Source organism: Nonomuraea spiralis (genome assembly GCF_014648435.1).
Classification (GTDB): Bacteria; Actinomycetota; Actinomycetes; order Streptosporangiales; family Streptosporangiaceae; genus Nonomuraea; species Nonomuraea spiralis.
Genome location: NZ_BMRC01000029.1, coordinates 60,020 through 74,323, shown reverse-complemented (window position 1 = coordinate 74,323; position 14,304 = coordinate 60,020). Strand labels below are relative to the sequence as shown.

The window sequence follows — 14,304 nt, the reverse complement described above, 5'->3', positions numbered from 1 at the left end:
AAATTTCATGCCACACGCCGAAATTTCGCCAACCATCAGGCTCTTCTACACCGACGACGGCTCCGGCGGCGGCCCGGACGACCCGCCGCTGCTGCTCGTGCACGGCTGGGGCGCCGACTCCCACCAGTGGTCCTGGCACATCGACGCCCTCGCCGCCCGCCACCGCGTCATCACCGTGGACCTGCGCGGCCACGGCTACTCCTCGGTCCCGGAGACCGGCAACACCCCGCGGGCGATGGCCGAGGACCTGAACGTGCTGCTCGACCGCCTCGACGTCCCCGAGGTGATCGCGGTGGGCCACTCGATGGGCGGCCAGGTCGTCTCCATCCTCGCGGTCGAGCACCCGGGGCGCGTACGGGCGCTCGTCACCCTCGACCCCGGCTACGGCATGGGCCAGGACCTCGCCGGGAGCTTCCCCGAGATGATCGCGGGCCTGCGCGGCGAGCACGCGCACGCCGTCGCCGAGGAGATCGACAGGTGGTGCACCACCTCCGCGACCCCCGCCGTCATCAGACGCTGGCACAAACGCCGCCTGTACGGCATGCCACCGCACGTGCTGGCCGAGGCGTTCGAGGCCATGTTCACCGCGCCCGGGGCCATCGGCGTGCGACCGGCCAGCGACGACCACCTGGCCCGCAGGGGTTGTCCGGCGTTGTCGATCTGGGCCGATCCCGGGCGCGCGGCCTGGGAGGAGGGGCTGCTCAAGCAGCCGGGCTCGAAGGTCGTGTGCTGGGAGGGCTCCGGCCACCGGCTGCACGAGGAGCGCCCGGCGGAGTTCGTGCGCCTGCTGGAGGGCTGGCTGAGGGCGCGCTGAAGGGGCCGGAGAAGAGGACATGATGAAGGGCCCGGCAGCGCGGACGCTGCTGCCGGGCCCTTCGTGTGAGCGCGCACAGGGGGTTGGGGGCCATGGCGCTCACACGTCTATGAGGGCAGCTCCACCCGGACGATCTCGCCCTTGCCGGGGGTGAAACCCTTGTTCGACACGTAGACCGAACCGTCGGTGGCGACCGCCATGCCCAGCGGCACGGTGAGCGTGCCCGGCTTGAGCAGTTCGGTGCGCTTGCCGTCGGCCTCGATGCGGTAGAGCGACGTACGCGGCTGGTGGTCGGAGGGCACCGGGCCGACCGAGCCGAGCACGAGCAGCCGTCCCGAGCCGTCGAAGGCGACGTCCACCGCGGTCGTGAAGCCCTTGACGGCGGTCTCCGCCTTCTTGCCGGCCAGCCTGAACACCCTGGCCACCCCTTCGGGCTGCGGGAACCCGGCGTGCTCGGCCACGTAATAGGAGCCGTCGGGGGCGGCCGCGATGCCCATGGGCACCGACTGCATCGGCACCTTGCTGCCCTTGGGCAGCTTCAGCATGGCCGGCGCCGCGACCTTGCGCGCGTGGAACACCGCCCGCAGCGTCACCTTGCCCGACGCGCTGACCTGGAGCACGTCGTTGGCGCCCACGTCCGTGACCAGCGCGCCGCCCTGTGGGGTCGGCACGACCGCGAACGGATACGAGTCGATCGTGCTGCCCTTGTCCTTCTTGTCGGGGTTGTGCTTGACCTCGAACGCGAGCAGGTCGCCCATGACGGACGACGTGCCGTCCTTGATCTTCAGCAGCGTCCCCAGGGTCCTGCCCTTCGGGCCGAGCTTGGCCCGCAGCTTGCCGTCGCCGCCCAAGCCGATGGGCACCAGCATGGAGCCGTCCGCGGCGAAGGCCACGTCGTGCGGGCCGGTGCCGAGCCCGTCGGAAGCGGTCGAGGGCAGGTCCTTGATCACGGTGGTCAGCTTGCCGTCGGCCAGCTTGGAGATCTTCCCGGTGAGGCCGAGGCAGACCTTGCTCGCCTCGCCGCCCGGCTCGGCGGGCACGGTCGCGCACTTGATCTTCCCGCCGGAACCGGACTCGGCGACGTAGAGAGCGCCGTCGGGGCCGAAGGTCAGGCCGCGCGGGCCGTCGAGCTTGGAGGCGACGACCGTGACGCTCGCCTGCGCGGACGCTGACGCCGGGACGGGCGCGACCGACGCGGCCAGGCCGAGAGCAGCGACTCCCCCCGTGATGATGACTCGCTTCATGGGAGATCACCGTAGGAGCGCGGGGCGGGGGAGCGGATCAGCCCGCAGGGTGAGGCGTACTCAGCCTGGCGGTGGATTTCGCCGGATCCTGCGCCGGGCGCGCAGGCGGCGTACGCGCCTGATCGTCCACCAGGCCAGCAGGACGAGCAGCAGCAGTACGACGATCACCAGCAGCGGCAGGAACACCGCGATCAGGCTCATGCCGAGCGAGCCGGCGTCCTCGGCGGTGCTCACGACGGGCGCGCCGACCCCCGCCGTGCCGGCGTTGATCACCGGGCGGGCCGTCGCCTTCAGTGTGTGCACGGCCAGCGCCATCGCGATGCCCAGCAGCCAGCCGGCCCACGGGTTCGCGGTCATCCAGGTCGAGTGGTCGATCTCGGCGGCGGCGTTGGTGGCGGAGAAGACCACGCCGCCCGAGGCCGGGCGCACCACGGTCTGGACGGCGTCGTTGACGCTGTCGACGGCCGGCACCTTGTCCAGGACGATCTCGGCGAGCAGCAGCACCGCGATGATCGCCAGCACGCCCCAGTTGGACAGCCAGGAGTAGCCGTCGGGCAGCTTCACCCTGTCGGTGAAGTTGGCCAGCACGCCCACGACCAGGAGCGGGATGTAGGCGTTCAGGCCGGCGGCGGTGGAGAGCCCGAGACCGGTCAGCGCGGCGAACATCCCCCTAGTCTGCCCCCGCCGCGGCCTCCATCACGCGGGCCAGGCCCGGCCGGGTGAACTCGGCCGCCGCACGCTCGTACTTCTCCATGCCCCAGGACCAGAAGTCGAAGTCGATCGTGTCGTTCGCGCCGTCCTGGATGGAGGCCCACAGGGTCCAGCCGTACTTGGACATGAGGCCGAGCAGGCGGGCGCGGGCGATCTTGTGGCGCAGGCGGCGGCCGTAGTAGGCGGTGACGAGTTCGTCCAGGTGGCCGGGTGGGAGGTCGGCCTCGCTCCAGAGGTTGCCGAGCTCGAAGCAGGGGTCGTTGTTGCCGGCGTACTCGTAGTCGATGAGGTGGAGGCGGTCGCCGCGGTCGACGATGTTGCCGGGGAGAAGATCGTTGTGGCAGGGGACGGTGGGCTCGGCGCGCACCGCCAGACATTTCCTGATTTCTGCGGCGGCGGGCATGAAATCCAGATATTTCGCCGGAAGTCGGAAACCTCGCTCCTGGACGATCCGCAGATACCCCCGCTGCACCTCGAACATGTCGAAGTCCCGGACGAAACGCGGCCCCGCGTGCAGCCGCCGGCAGACCTCCGCCACCCTCGGCAGGTTCGCCGGCTCCCACAGATCGGCCTCGGTGAACGTCCGGCCCGGCAGGAACCCGATCACCAGCACGCCCGCGTCCGGCAGGTAGCCGTGCACCGGCGCCCCCACCCCGGCCCGCGCGGCGGCGATCGAGTCGGCGTGCTCGGCGTCCTTGTCGATGCGCAGCAGGGCGCCGTCGCTGGCGGTCACCCGTACGACGTAGGCCCCGTCGGGGGTGGTGACCTTGTAGTTGCGGTTGGTCATTCCGCCGGGCAGCTCCTCGACGGAGCGCGGCAGGCCGGACAGCAGCGGGATGCGGTCGAGAACCTGGGCGAGAGCCATGGTCGATGCTAGCTCCGCCGTCCTAAACGGTCTAGACCTTTTACGGTACGGAGGTTAGCCTCGCGACCATGAGCGACTCGGCCCGCATCGTGATCATCGGCGGCGGGGTGGGCGGCGCGTCCGTCGCCTACCACCTCACCCGGCTCGGCGAACGCGACGTCGTCCTGCTGGAGCGGGACGAGCTCACCAGCGGCTCCACCTTCCACTCGGCGGGCCTGGTCGGCCAGCTCCGCTCCGACCCCACGCTGACCCGGATGAACCAGTACTCCGTCGAGCTCTACCGCACCCTCGACGCCGGGTGGACCGAGTGCGGCGGGATCAAGCTGGCCTCGACGCCGGAGCGGATGGCCGAGATCCGCCGCCAGATCGGCTGGGCCAGGACGTTCGGGCTGCCGCTGGAGGAGATCTCGGTCGCCGAGGCGGTGGATTTGTTCCCGCTGATGGACCCGGCGGGGGTGGTGGGGGCGGCGTACCTGCCGACCGACGGCCAGATCGACCCCTCGATGCTCTGTTACGCGCTGGCGACCCGGGCCCGCGAGGGCGGCGTACGGGTGCGCACCCGTACGCGCGTGCTCGGCATCGACGTCGAACGCGGGCGCGTCACCGGCGTACGGACCGACCAGGGGGACATCGCCTGCGAGGTCGTGGTCAACTGCGGCGGCATGTTCGCCGCCGAGATCGGCCGCATGGCCGGCGTGCGCATCCCGATCGTGCCGATGTCCCACCAGTACGTCGTCACCGACGCCTGCCACGACCACCCCGTCCTGCCCACGCTGCGCGACCCCGACCTGCTCGTCTACTACCGGCAGGAGGTGCGCGGCCTGGTCATGGGCGGCTACGAGCGCACCTGCGCCCCCTGGACCGCCTCCGAGACCTCCTACGACGCCGTGCCGGCCGGCTTCAACGGCAAGCTGCTGCCCGAGGACTGGCCCCGGTTCGAGGAGATCTCCGCCAACTCCAGGATCAGGGTGCCCGCGACGGCCGACGTCGGCATCCGCAAGCTGATCAACGGGCCGGAGGCGTTCACCCCGGACAACGAGTTCTGCCTGGGGGAGACCGAGGTGGGCGGGTTCTTCGTGGCGGCCGGGTTCTGCGCCCACGGCATCGCGGGCGCGGGCGGCATCGGGAAGGTCATGGCCGAGTGGATCGTCGAGGGCGAGCCCGGCATGGACGTCCACCACATGGACGTCCGCCGCTTCGGCCGCCGGTACCGGTCGCCGTCGTACACGGTCAAGCGCTCGGTCGAGAACTACGAGACGTACTACGACATCCGCTACCCGGGTCACGAGCGCGCGGCCGGGCGCCCGCTGCGGGTCTCGCCCGCCTACGCCTGGCACGCCGCCCACGGCGCCGTCTTCGGCGAGAAGGCGGGCTGGGAACGGGTCAACCACTACTCCGCCGCCCCCGCGGACGAGGACGAACGCCCCCGCGGCTGGGCCGGACGGCTGTGGTCGCCCGCCGTGGGAGCCGAGCACCGCGCCACGCGCACCGCGGCCGGGCTGTTCGACGAGAGCTCGTTCGCCAAGATCGAGGTCACCGGGCCCGGCGCCGCCGACCTGCTGGAGTGGGTGTGCGACAACCGCGTCGCCCGCCAGGTGGGCGCCGTCACCTACACCCAGGCGCTGAACCGGCGCGGCGGCATCGAGTGCGACTTCACCGTCACCAGGCGCGGCGAGCAGGAGTTCCTGATCGTCACCGGCACCGCGTCCGGCTCCCGCGACCTCGCCTGGCTGCGCAGGCAGGCCGCGCTCACCGGGTCGGCCGCCCGGATCGCCGACGTCACCGGCCAGTACGCCTGCTTCGCCCTGTGGGGCCCGAAGGCCCGCGACATCCTGTCCGGGCTGACCCCGGACCCGCTGGACTTCCCGTTCATGTCGGCGCGCGAGCTCACTGTGGGCGACGTGCCCGCGCTGGCGCTGCGGGTGACGTTCGTGGGGGAGGCGGGCTGGGAGCTGTACTGCTCCAGCGAGTACGGCCGCGCGCTGTGGGAGACGCTGTGGCGGGCCGGCGAGCCGCACGGCCTGGCCGCGGGCGGCTACCGGGCCATCGACAGCCTGCGGCTGGAGAAGGGCTACCGGGTGTGGGGGGCCGACATCGGCCCCGAGACGACGCCGTACGAGGCCGGGCTCGGGTTCTGCGTCAAGCCCGGCAAGGACTTCCTCGGCCGGGACGCCCTCGACCCCGACCCGGCCCGCCGCCTGCGCTGCCTCGTCCTGTCCGACCCCCGGGCGGTCGCCCTCGGCAACGAGCCCGTACGGGTGGACGGGCAGGTCGTGGCCCGCGTCACCTCCGGCGGCTACGGCTACACGGTCAAGGAGTCGATCGCGTACGCGTACCTGCCGGTCGGGCCGGGGGCGGCGGTCGAGGTCGAGGTCGAGGGGGAGTGGGTGCCGGGCGTCGTCGTCAGGGAGCCGCGGTACGACCCGGCGGGCTCGCGGGTGCGGTGACGCCGCTGCGCACCGACAGGCGTACGCGGTCGGGGCGGAACAGGTCGCGGGCGTACTCGACCGGGGTGCCGTCGGCGGCGTAGGCCGTGCGCTCGATCCGCATGAGCGGCGCGCCCGCCGCGATGCCCAGTTCGGCGGCCTCCTCCGGACCGGCGATCACGGGGTCGAGGTGCTCGACGGCGGTCCGCGGCTCCAGGTCGTAGCGGGTGGCGAGCAGGGCGTAGAGGGAGCCGCCGAGATCCTCGCCGAGGAACCCGGGCAGGGCGGGGAAGAAGGAACGTTCGAGCGCCACCGGCGAACGGCCCGCCGAGCGCACCCGGGCCACCTCGTGCACCGGCTCGCCCGGCGCGGCCCCGAGCGCGGCGGCCACCGCGGCGGACGCGGGCACGGTGGCGGCCGTCAGGATCCTCGCCTCGGCCCGCAGGTGGGCCCGGCGCATCTGCTCGGTGAAGCCGGCCAGGCCGGTCAGGTCGCACTCGATGCGCGGCTCGGCCACGAACGCGCCGCCCGACCTGCCGGGGAGCCTGATCAGCACGCCGTCGTGTTCGAGGGTGGCCAGAGCCTGGCGCAGGGTCATCCGGCTCACGCCGAGGCGCGCGGCCAGCTCCCGTTCGCCGGGCAGGCGGTCGCCCGGGGTCATCTCGCCGGAGGAGATGGCCTCCAGCAACCACTTCTCGATCTGCGTGTGCGCGGGAACTCCGGTGCCACGCTCCAGCTCAGGCGGTGTCCCGACCACACGCGCATGGTAACCCGTGGGCGGGTGGACGCCGTGACCGGGCCGGTCAGGAGGAGGTGAGGCCGTTCAGGCGCTCGACGGCGGCGGCGAACTCGCTGATCATCTCGTACACCACGTCACGGGCCGGCCTGACCCGGTCGAGCTGGCCCACCACCTGCCCCACGTAATAGCTGACCAGCTCCAGGGCCCCGGCGTCGCCGCGGTCGGCCGCCACGCCGATGCGGGCCATCGCGCCCTCGGCCAGCAGCAGTTGCAGCGGCATGCCCAGCGGCCCCGGGCTCTCCTGGCCGGAGTCCCACTCCTCGGTCCAGGCCGACCTGAGCTGCCGCGCCGGCTTGCCCGTACGGGACCTGGACCGCACGGTGTCCAGCGACGAGGCGGCCAGCAGCTTGCGCCGCAGCGCCGGGGACGTCTCCGCCTCCTCGGTCGTCAGCCACACCGAGCCGCACCACACGCCCTCGGCCCCGAGCGCCATGGCCGCGGCCATCTGCCGCCCGGAGGCGATGCCGCCCGCGGCCAGCACCGGCACCGGCGCGACCGCGTCCACCACCTGCGGGACGAGCACCATCGTGGAGATCTCGCCGGTGTGCCCGCCCGCCTCGGTGCCCTGGGCCACGACGATGTCCGCGCCCGCGGCCACCTGCCTGCGGGCGTGCTCGACGGTGCCGACCAGCGCCGCCACCGGCACGCCCGCCTCCCTGGCCTCGGCGACCATCTCCGGCGGCGGCGGGCCGAGCGCGCTGGCGATGAGCCCGATCGGGTGCTGGAGCGCCACGTCGATCAGCGCGGTTGCCCCCGGGCCGGTCACCCGCCTGCCGAACTCGTCGGCCACGGCGGTCAGCGGTTGCGGCGGCGCGTTCACGCCGTACTTGGCCAGCAGGTGGGTGACGAAGTCGCGGTGGCGGTCGGGTACGAAGTCCAGCAGATGGGCCCGCAGGTCCAGCGCCGAGGCGTCGATCCGGCCCGGGACCAGCACGTCCACCCCGTACGGCCGCCCGCCCACCCGTTCGTCGATCCACGTCAGCTCGGCGTCGAGCCGCTCCGGCGAGTACGCGACGGCCCCCAGCACCCCGAACCCGCCCGCGTTCGTGACCGCGGCCACCACGTCGCGGCAGTGGCTGAAGGCGAACAACGGGAACTCGACGCCCAGGCGCTCACAGATGGCGGTCCGCATGCACCGACGCTAACCTCCAGAAGCTTGTTCGGTCCATCCCGTTCTCAGGACGGGCCGGTCTGCCCGTCGAGCGCCAGGGCGATCCCGGCGGCCGACTCCGGGGGGCCGCCGGGAGCGTGCCAGCCCAGCTCGGGCGTGTACCCGCGGATGCGCTTGGCGGGCACGCCTGCGACCACGCTGTGGTCGGGGAACTCGCCGCGCACCACCGCGCCCGCCGCCACCACGCACTGCCGTCCCAGCACCGTGCCCGGCAGGATGATCGCCCCCGTGCCGAGCCACGAGCCCGCCCCGATCGAGACCGGGCTGTTACGCGGCCACTGCCTGCCGATCGGCGTCTCGGGGTCGTCGTAGACGTGGTTCTGGTCGGTGATGTAGACGTACGGGCCGGTGAAGACGTGCTCGCCGATGTCGATCGACTGGTGGGCCACGATGTGCGAGCCCCGGCCGATCGAGCACGAGCCGCCGATCCGCAGGATCGACCCGGGGCCGAGATCGACGCCGGGCCACATGCCGCAGGAGATGGACACCCGTTCGCCGATCAGCGTGTGGTCGCCGATCTCGATCCACTGCTCGCCGAAGATCGCCCCGGGTGGGAAGGCGATGCTCACTCCGTCGCCGATCCGGCGGAATCGAAATCCCGCGGTGGAGGCCGGGGAGATCGCCCCGGCGGAGCGGATCGCCGCGTAGGCACGGTGAATCAGCGTGCCCATGGCCCGCCGTACGAGTGACATAGGGACCAAAGTTACCGCTAGGTCATGTCGTTCGGGCATGTGAGGGGCGTTGTTTGATATCCTGAGAGCCCGTGGACACTTCGGCCACACCTCGAGCCACGGGAGCCCCTTTGCGCAGCGCATCGCAAACCAAGCATCTGTTCGTCACCGGCGGTGTCGCCTCCAGTCTCGGCAAGGGGCTCACGGCCTCCAGCCTCGGCCGCCTGCTCAAGGGTCGCGGTCTGAGGGTCACCATGCAGAAGCTCGACCCTTACCTCAACGTCGACCCCGGCACGATGAACCCGTTCCAGCACGGAGAGGTGTTCGTCACCGACGACGGCGCCGAGACCGACCTCGACGTCGGCCACTACGAGCGTTTCCTCGACACCGACCTGCACGGCTCGGCCAACGTCACCACCGGGCAGATCTACTCCAACGTCATCGCCAAGGAACGGCGGGGCGAATACCTGGGCGACACCGTCCAGGTCATCCCGCACATCACCAACGAGATCAAGGACCGCATCCGCGGCATGGCCGGTCCCGACGTCGACATCGTGATCACCGAGGTCGGCGGCACGGTCGGCGACATCGAGTCGCTGCCGTTCCTGGAGGCCGTCCGCCAGATCAGGCACGAGGTCGGCCGCGACAACGTCTTCTTCCTGCACGTGTCGCTGCTGCCCTACATCGGCCCGTCCGGCGAGCTGAAGACCAAGCCCACCCAGCACAGCGTGGCCGCGCTGCGCAGCATCGGCATCCAGCCCGACGCGATCGTCCTGCGCTCGGACCGGCCCGTGCAGACGGCGATCAAGCGCAAGATCAGTCTCATGTGCGACGTCGACGAGGACGCCGTCGTCTCCGCCGTCGACGCCGCCTCCATCTACGACATCCCCAAGGTGCTCCACGCCGAGGGCCTCGACGCCTACGTCGTGCGCCGCCTCGGCCTGCCCTTCCGTGACGTCGACTGGAAGGAGTGGGAGCAGCTCCTGCGCCGCGTCCACCGTCCGGCCAAGGAGGTCACGATCGCGCTGGTCGGCAAGTACATCGACCTGCCCGACGCGTACCTGTCGGTCACCGAGGCGCTGCGCGCCGGCGGGTTCGCCAACGACGCGCGGGTCAACATCCGCTGGGTCAAGAGCGACGACTGCGAGACCCCCGAGGGCGCCGAGCGCGAGCTCGACGGCGTCGACGGCGTGCTGATCCCCGGCGGGTTCGGCGTGCGCGGCATCGAGGGCAAGATCGGCGCCATCCGGCACGCCCGCGAGGGCAAGATCCCGCTGCTCGGCATCTGCCTCGGCATGCAGGGCATGGTCATCGAGGCCGCCCGCAACATGGCCGGCGTCGAGGACGCCAACTCCGCCGAGTTCGACCCCGACACCAAGCACGCGGTCATCTCCACCATGGCCGACCAGGAGGACGTCGTCGCCGGCGAGCGCGACATGGGCGGCACCATGCGGCTCGGCAGCTACACCGCCAAGCTCGGCGAGGGCACGCTGGCCAGGCAGCTCTACGGCGGCAAGGCCAAGGCCGACGAGCGCCACCGCCACAGGTACGAGGTCAACAACGCCTACCGCGAGCGCCTGGAGAACGTCGGCCTGGTCTTCTCCGGCCTGTCGCCCGACGGCCGCCTGGTGGAGTACACCGAGCTTCCCGTGGACGTGCACCCGTTCTTCATCGGCACGCAGGCCCACCCCGAGTTCCGCTCCCGCCCCACCCGCGCCAACCCGATGTTCAAGGGCCTGATCGGCGCCGCCCTCGCCTACGCGGACAGCCGCGTGAGCACTAAGGTCGGCAAGTGAACGTTCCCGGAGCGGCGAGCCTCGGTCCGGAGGCGGTAGCTTGCGTAACCACGGAGGACCGGAAGCGAGTGCGACCATGATCAGAGACACGCCCGAGGCGTGGGACGTCGTCGCGTCCAAGGAACACTTCCAGGGCTACGTGATCAAGGTTGTCACCGACACGGTCAGGATGCCCCACGACGAGGTCGCCGACCGCGACTACGTCGTGCATCCCGGCTCGGTCGCCGTGCTGGCCCTCGACGACCGTGACCGCGTCCTGATGATCAGGCAGTACCGCCACCCGACCCGGCGGCTCATGTGGGAGCTGCCGGCCGGTCTGCGCGACGTGGCGGGCGAACCGCTCGCCGCCACCGCGGCCCGCGAGCTCGCCGAGGAGTCCGGCTACCGCGCCGAGACCTGGCACACCCTGGTCGACCTGCGCTCCTCTCCCGGCATGACCGACGAGCGGATCAGGGTCTTCCTCGCCCGCGGCCTGAGCAGGATCCCCGACGAGGAGAACACCTTCGTCCACCGGCACGAGGAGATCGACATGCCGGTCGAATGGGTGCCCCTGCCCGACGCGGTCGAGAAGGCGCTGATGGGAATGATCCACAATTCCCCGGCCGTGGCCGGTATCCTCGCCGCATATGCGGCATCGGTTGAGGGGTTCGCCCAGTTGCGCCCCGCCGACGCCCCGGAGGCGTGACGGAAGGACCATGTGGTGGAGGCGGTGCTCTCCAGCTACCTCGCCCATCTGGCGGTGGAACGAGGTCTGGCTGCCAACACGCTCGCGTCCTACCGTCGTGACCTGCGGCGATACTTCGAACATCTCCAGGCGCGGGGGCGGCTGAAGCTCGACGAGGTGGGGGAGGCCGACGTACAGGCCTTCCTCGCCGCGCTGCGCGAGGGCGACCGGGAACACCCCGCCCTCGTGGCCAGCTCGGCCGCGCGGGCGGTCTCGGCTGTACGCGGGCTGCACCGCTTCGCCCTGCGCGAAGGCGTCACGGCCCACGACCCCGCCCACGAGGTACGCCCGCCGCGCCAGCTCCGCAGGCTCCCCAAGGCGATCACCGTGGACGAGGTCGAACGCCTCATCGCCGCCTCCGGCCCCGACGGCGCCCCCCTCACCCTGCGCAACCGAGCCCTGCTGGAGGTCCTGTACGGCACCGGCGCCCGTATCTCCGAGGCCGTCGGCCTGGCCGTCGACGACCTCGAACCCGACCAGGTGCGCCTGCGCGGCAAGGGCGGCCGTACGCGTGTCGTCCCTCTCGGCCGCTACGCGCGCTCGGCCCTCGACGCCTACCTCGTCCGCGCCAGGCCCGGCCTGCTCGCCCACGGACGCGGCACGCCGGGGGTCTTCCTCAACGCCCGTGGTGGCCGGCTGACCAGGCAGGGAGCCTGGGAAGTGCTCCAGGCCGCCGCCGAACGCGCCGGACTCGCGGGGATAAGTCCACACGTTCTCCGACATTCCTTCGCGACCCACCTGCTCGACGGAGGTGCGGACGTTAGGGTGGTCCAGGAGTTGCTCGGTCATGCCTCCGTCACGACCACGCAGGTCTACACCCTGGTCACGGTCGACAAACTCCGCGAGGTCTACGCCGCGGCGCACCCGCGTGCCCGGCAGTGATCTATAGTCTTGTGCGCGTGCGCGGTGCCCCGGCGTGCCGCCTTGCCGCGTTTAGTGGTGACGCCATAGTGTCCGTCCGGACGGTCCGGTTCGGGATCGTCAGGGAGGTTCGAGCTGGTGACTGTGACGACCAAGGGTTCGACCCATGGGACCCCCGACAACCCCTGGGGTGACACCAAGACCAACGCGCCTTCCAACGGCGTCAACCTGGGCCCCACGCAGCGCCCGCGGCCGGTGTTCCCTGAACCGGTCCCGCCGCAGGTGCACGGGCCGGCGCGAGTGGTCGCGATGGTCAACCAGAAGGGCGGCGTCGGCAAGACGACCACCACCATCAACCTGGGCGCGGCGCTGGTCGAGTGCGGGCTGAAGGTGCTGCTGGTCGACTTCGACCCGCAGGGCGCGCTGTCGGTCGGCCTTGGCATCAACCCGCTCCAGCTCGACCTGACCGTCTACAACCTGCTGATGGACCGCGGCGTCACCGCCGAGGACGTCCTGCTGGAGACCGGCGTCGAGGGCCTCGACCTGCTGCCCAGCAACATCGACCTGTCGGCGGCCGAAGTCCAGCTCGTCACCGAGGTCGCCCGCGAGCAGGTGCTCGGCCGCGTCATCAAGCCGCTGTTGCCGCACTACGACGTCTGCCTCATCGACTGTCAGCCGTCGCTCGGCCTGCTCACCATCAACGCGCTGACCTGCGCCCACGGCGTCATGGTGCCGCTGGAGTGCGAGTTCTTCGCGCTGCGCGGCGTCGCGCTGCTCATGGACACCATCTCCAAGGTCCAGGAGCGGCTCAACGAAGACCTCGAGATCGAGGGCCTGCTCGCCACCATGTACGACGCCCGTACCCTGCACGGCCGCGAGGTGCTGGCCCGCGTCGTGGAGGCGTTCGGCGACAAGGTCTTCCACACCGTGATCAACCGTACGGTCCGCTTCCCCGACGCCACCGTCGCCGGCGAGCCGATCACCACCTTCGACCCGTCGTCCCTCGGCGCCAACGCCTACCGCGAGCTGGCCCGCGAGGTGCTCTCGCGCTGGCCGGCGCCTGCGACAATGGCCAGGTGACCGCAGAGCAGACCGAGCCTTCCCAGGGCTTCCAGGTTCACCTGGACGTCTTCGAGGGCCCCTTCGACCTGCTCCTCGGCCTGATCGCCAAGCACAAGCTCGACATCACCGAGGTCTCGCTCTCCAAGGTCACCGACGAGTTCATCGCCTACCTCCGCTCCCGGGGTCCCGAGTGGGACCTCGACCAGACCAGCCACTTCCTGCTGGTCGCGGCCACGCTGCTCGACCTGAAGGCGGCCCGGCTGCTGCCCTCGGGCGAGGTGGAGGACGAAGAGGACCTCGCGCTCCTGGAGGCCCGAGACCTGCTGTTCGCGCGGCTGCTGCAGTACAAGGCGTACAAGGAGGTGGCGAAGGTCTTCGCGGGGCGGATGGCGGATGAGTCGCTGCGTTTCCCCCGTACGGTGTCGCTGGAGCCGCAGTTCGCCAACCTCCTGCCCGAGCTCATCCTCGGGATCGGGCCCGAGCAACTCGCCCGCATCGCGGCCAAGGCGTTCACCCCGAAACTCCCGCCCACCGTCAGCGTCGGGCACATCTACCAGCCCCTGGCCAGCGTCAAGGAGCAGGCGGCGATCCTGGTCATGCACCTGCGGCGGCTGCGCCGGGCGACCTTCCGCGCGCTGGTGGCCGACTGCGAGGGCACCTTCGAGGTCATCGCCCGCTTCCTGGCCGTGCTGGAGCTGTTCAGGGAGTCGGCGGTGACGTTCGACCAGATCGAGGCGCTGGGAGAGCTCCACGTGACCTGGACGGGCGCCGACGACGGCGACGTCGCGGTGGGGGACGACTACGAGGAATCCGCGGAGAGACCATCGAATGACTGACAACCCCAACCCCCTGCCCGGCCCCCGCAAGTCCCCGGACTCAGGGTCTCCGCTGCCCGCCTGGATGACCCTCCCGGGCTCCCTCGTTCAGCCCGCCTCCCCGGAGGAGGCCCCCACGCTGCCCCCCAGCCTCCCGGCCTCGCCCCCGCAGCCCGCCACGGCCCTGGACGACGCCCCGGCCCGCGAGCCCGCCCCGGCCCCCGAGCCGGTCGCCGGGCCTGCGCCGGTCGCCGAGCCGGAGCCGGTCGCCGGGGCTGCGTCGGTCGCCGAGCCGGAGCCCGAGCGGGAGCCCGAGCGGGAGGAAGCGGCCGAGCCCGCCGGGCC

13 protein-coding genes are annotated in these 14,304 nt (G+C 71.6%); 7 read left to right on the top strand and 6 right to left on the bottom strand.

Features of this window, described 5'->3' with window-relative positions:
- Nucleotides 1-7 precede the first annotated feature (7 nt).
- The gene (locus tag IEZ27_RS43500; RefSeq protein WP_189652597.1) at nucleotides 8-814 is read left to right on the top strand and encodes an alpha/beta fold hydrolase; all 807 of its coding nucleotides are present in this window, start codon (nucleotides 8-10) and stop codon (nucleotides 812-814) included.
- Nucleotides 815-921: 107 nt separating this feature from the next.
- On the opposite strand, the gene IEZ27_RS43495 is transcribed toward IEZ27_RS43500, so the two are convergent.
- From IEZ27_RS43495 to IEZ27_RS43485, 3 genes are read right to left on the bottom strand one after another with little or no spacing between them, the layout of a single operon-like run.
- On the bottom strand, nucleotides 922-2,058 hold the full coding sequence (locus tag IEZ27_RS43495; RefSeq protein WP_189652596.1) for a ScyD/ScyE family protein: 1,137 nt from the start codon (nucleotides 2,056-2,058) through the stop codon (nucleotides 922-924).
- A gap of 60 nt (nucleotides 2,059-2,118) precedes the next feature.
- Entirely contained in the window at nucleotides 2,119-2,724 is a 606-nt protein-coding gene (locus tag IEZ27_RS43490) for a DUF4126 domain-containing protein (protein WP_125630267.1), read from the bottom strand.
- A 4-nt stretch (nucleotides 2,725-2,728) separates the two neighbouring features.
- Nucleotides 2,729-3,634 (bottom strand): choline kinase family protein, encoded by a 906-nt coding sequence (locus tag IEZ27_RS43485; protein WP_189652595.1) that lies wholly within the window; start codon nucleotides 3,632-3,634, stop codon nucleotides 2,729-2,731.
- A gap of 68 nt (nucleotides 3,635-3,702) precedes the next feature.
- On the opposite strand from IEZ27_RS43485, the gene IEZ27_RS43480 reads away from it, so the two are divergent.
- Nucleotides 3,703-6,081, top strand: coding sequence for a GcvT family protein (locus IEZ27_RS43480; RefSeq protein ID WP_189652594.1), 2,379 nt, complete (start codon nucleotides 3,703-3,705; stop codon nucleotides 6,079-6,081).
- Here IEZ27_RS43480 and IEZ27_RS43475 read toward each other — a convergent pair.
- The 3 genes from IEZ27_RS43475 to IEZ27_RS43465 are packed head-to-tail and all read right to left on the bottom strand — an operon-like array spanning nucleotide 6,038 to nucleotide 8,722.
- On the bottom strand, nucleotides 6,038-6,817 hold the full coding sequence (locus IEZ27_RS43475; protein WP_189652593.1) for a GntR family transcriptional regulator: 780 nt from the start codon (nucleotides 6,815-6,817) through the stop codon (nucleotides 6,038-6,040). The genes IEZ27_RS43480 and IEZ27_RS43475 overlap by 44 nt on opposite strands.
- Before the next feature lie 46 nt (nucleotides 6,818-6,863).
- Complete coding sequence (locus IEZ27_RS43470; protein ID WP_189652592.1) at nucleotides 6,864-7,991, bottom strand: NAD(P)H-dependent flavin oxidoreductase; 1,128 nt, start codon at nucleotides 7,989-7,991, stop codon at nucleotides 6,864-6,866.
- Nucleotides 7,992-8,035: 44 nt separating this feature from the next.
- On the bottom strand, nucleotides 8,036-8,722 hold the full coding sequence (locus IEZ27_RS43465; RefSeq protein WP_189652591.1) for an acyltransferase: 687 nt from the start codon (nucleotides 8,720-8,722) through the stop codon (nucleotides 8,036-8,038).
- A 110-nt stretch (nucleotides 8,723-8,832) separates the two neighbouring features.
- On the opposite strand from IEZ27_RS43465, the gene IEZ27_RS43460 reads away from it, so the two are divergent.
- The 5 genes from IEZ27_RS43460 to IEZ27_RS43440 all read left to right on the top strand — a co-directional run bounded on the left by IEZ27_RS43460 (nucleotide 8,833) and on the right by IEZ27_RS43440 (nucleotide 13,980).
- Nucleotides 8,833-10,497: a CTP synthase gene (locus tag IEZ27_RS43460; RefSeq protein WP_189652590.1), complete on the top strand. Its 1,665-nt coding sequence runs from the start codon at nucleotides 8,833-8,835 to the stop codon at nucleotides 10,495-10,497.
- 76 nt (nucleotides 10,498-10,573) lie between these two features.
- Nucleotides 10,574-11,182 carry an NUDIX domain-containing protein gene (locus IEZ27_RS43455; RefSeq protein ID WP_189652589.1) on the top strand — a complete coding sequence of 203 codons (609 nt, stop codon included), beginning with the start codon at nucleotides 10,574-10,576 and terminating at the stop codon, nucleotides 11,180-11,182.
- A gap of 15 nt (nucleotides 11,183-11,197) precedes the next feature.
- A complete protein-coding gene (xerD, locus tag IEZ27_RS43450; RefSeq protein ID WP_125630252.1) occupies nucleotides 11,198-12,103 on the top strand; it encodes a site-specific tyrosine recombinase XerD in 906 nt (301 codons plus the stop codon).
- Between the two features lie 117 nt (nucleotides 12,104-12,220).
- Entirely contained in the window at nucleotides 12,221-13,162 is a 942-nt protein-coding gene (locus tag IEZ27_RS43445) for a ParA family protein (protein ID WP_189652588.1), read from the top strand.
- On the top strand, nucleotides 13,159-13,980 hold the full coding sequence (locus IEZ27_RS43440; protein ID WP_189652587.1) for a segregation and condensation protein A: 822 nt from the start codon (nucleotides 13,159-13,161) through the stop codon (nucleotides 13,978-13,980). Before IEZ27_RS43445 ends, IEZ27_RS43440 begins: the two co-directional genes overlap by 4 nt.
- Nucleotides 13,981-14,304 lie beyond the last annotated feature (324 nt).

Bases quoted from the DNA above. Each gene is read 5' to 3' on its own strand.
- IEZ27_RS43470 (WP_189652592.1), bottom strand. From the start codon at position 7,991: ATGCGGACCGCCATCTGTGAGCGCCTGGGCGTCGAGTTCCCGTTGTTC.
- IEZ27_RS43490 (WP_125630267.1), bottom strand. From the start codon at position 2,724: ATGTTCGCCGCGCTGACCGGTCTCGGGCTCTCCACCGCCGCCGGCCTG.
- IEZ27_RS43500 (WP_189652597.1), top strand. From the start codon at position 8: ATGCCACACGCCGAAATTTCGCCAACCATCAGGCTCTTCTACACCGAC.
- IEZ27_RS43485 (WP_189652595.1), bottom strand. From the start codon at position 3,634: ATGGCTCTCGCCCAGGTTCTCGACCGCATCCCGCTGCTGTCCGGCCTG.
- IEZ27_RS43495 (WP_189652596.1), bottom strand. From the start codon at position 2,058: ATGAAGCGAGTCATCATCACGGGGGGAGTCGCTGCTCTCGGCCTGGCC.
- IEZ27_RS43465 (WP_189652591.1), bottom strand. From the start codon at position 8,722: ATGTCACTCGTACGGCGGGCCATGGGCACGCTGATTCACCGTGCCTAC.
- IEZ27_RS43480 (WP_189652594.1), top strand. From the start codon at position 3,703: ATGAGCGACTCGGCCCGCATCGTGATCATCGGCGGCGGGGTGGGCGGC.
- IEZ27_RS43455 (WP_189652589.1), top strand. From the start codon at position 10,574: ATGATCAGAGACACGCCCGAGGCGTGGGACGTCGTCGCGTCCAAGGAA.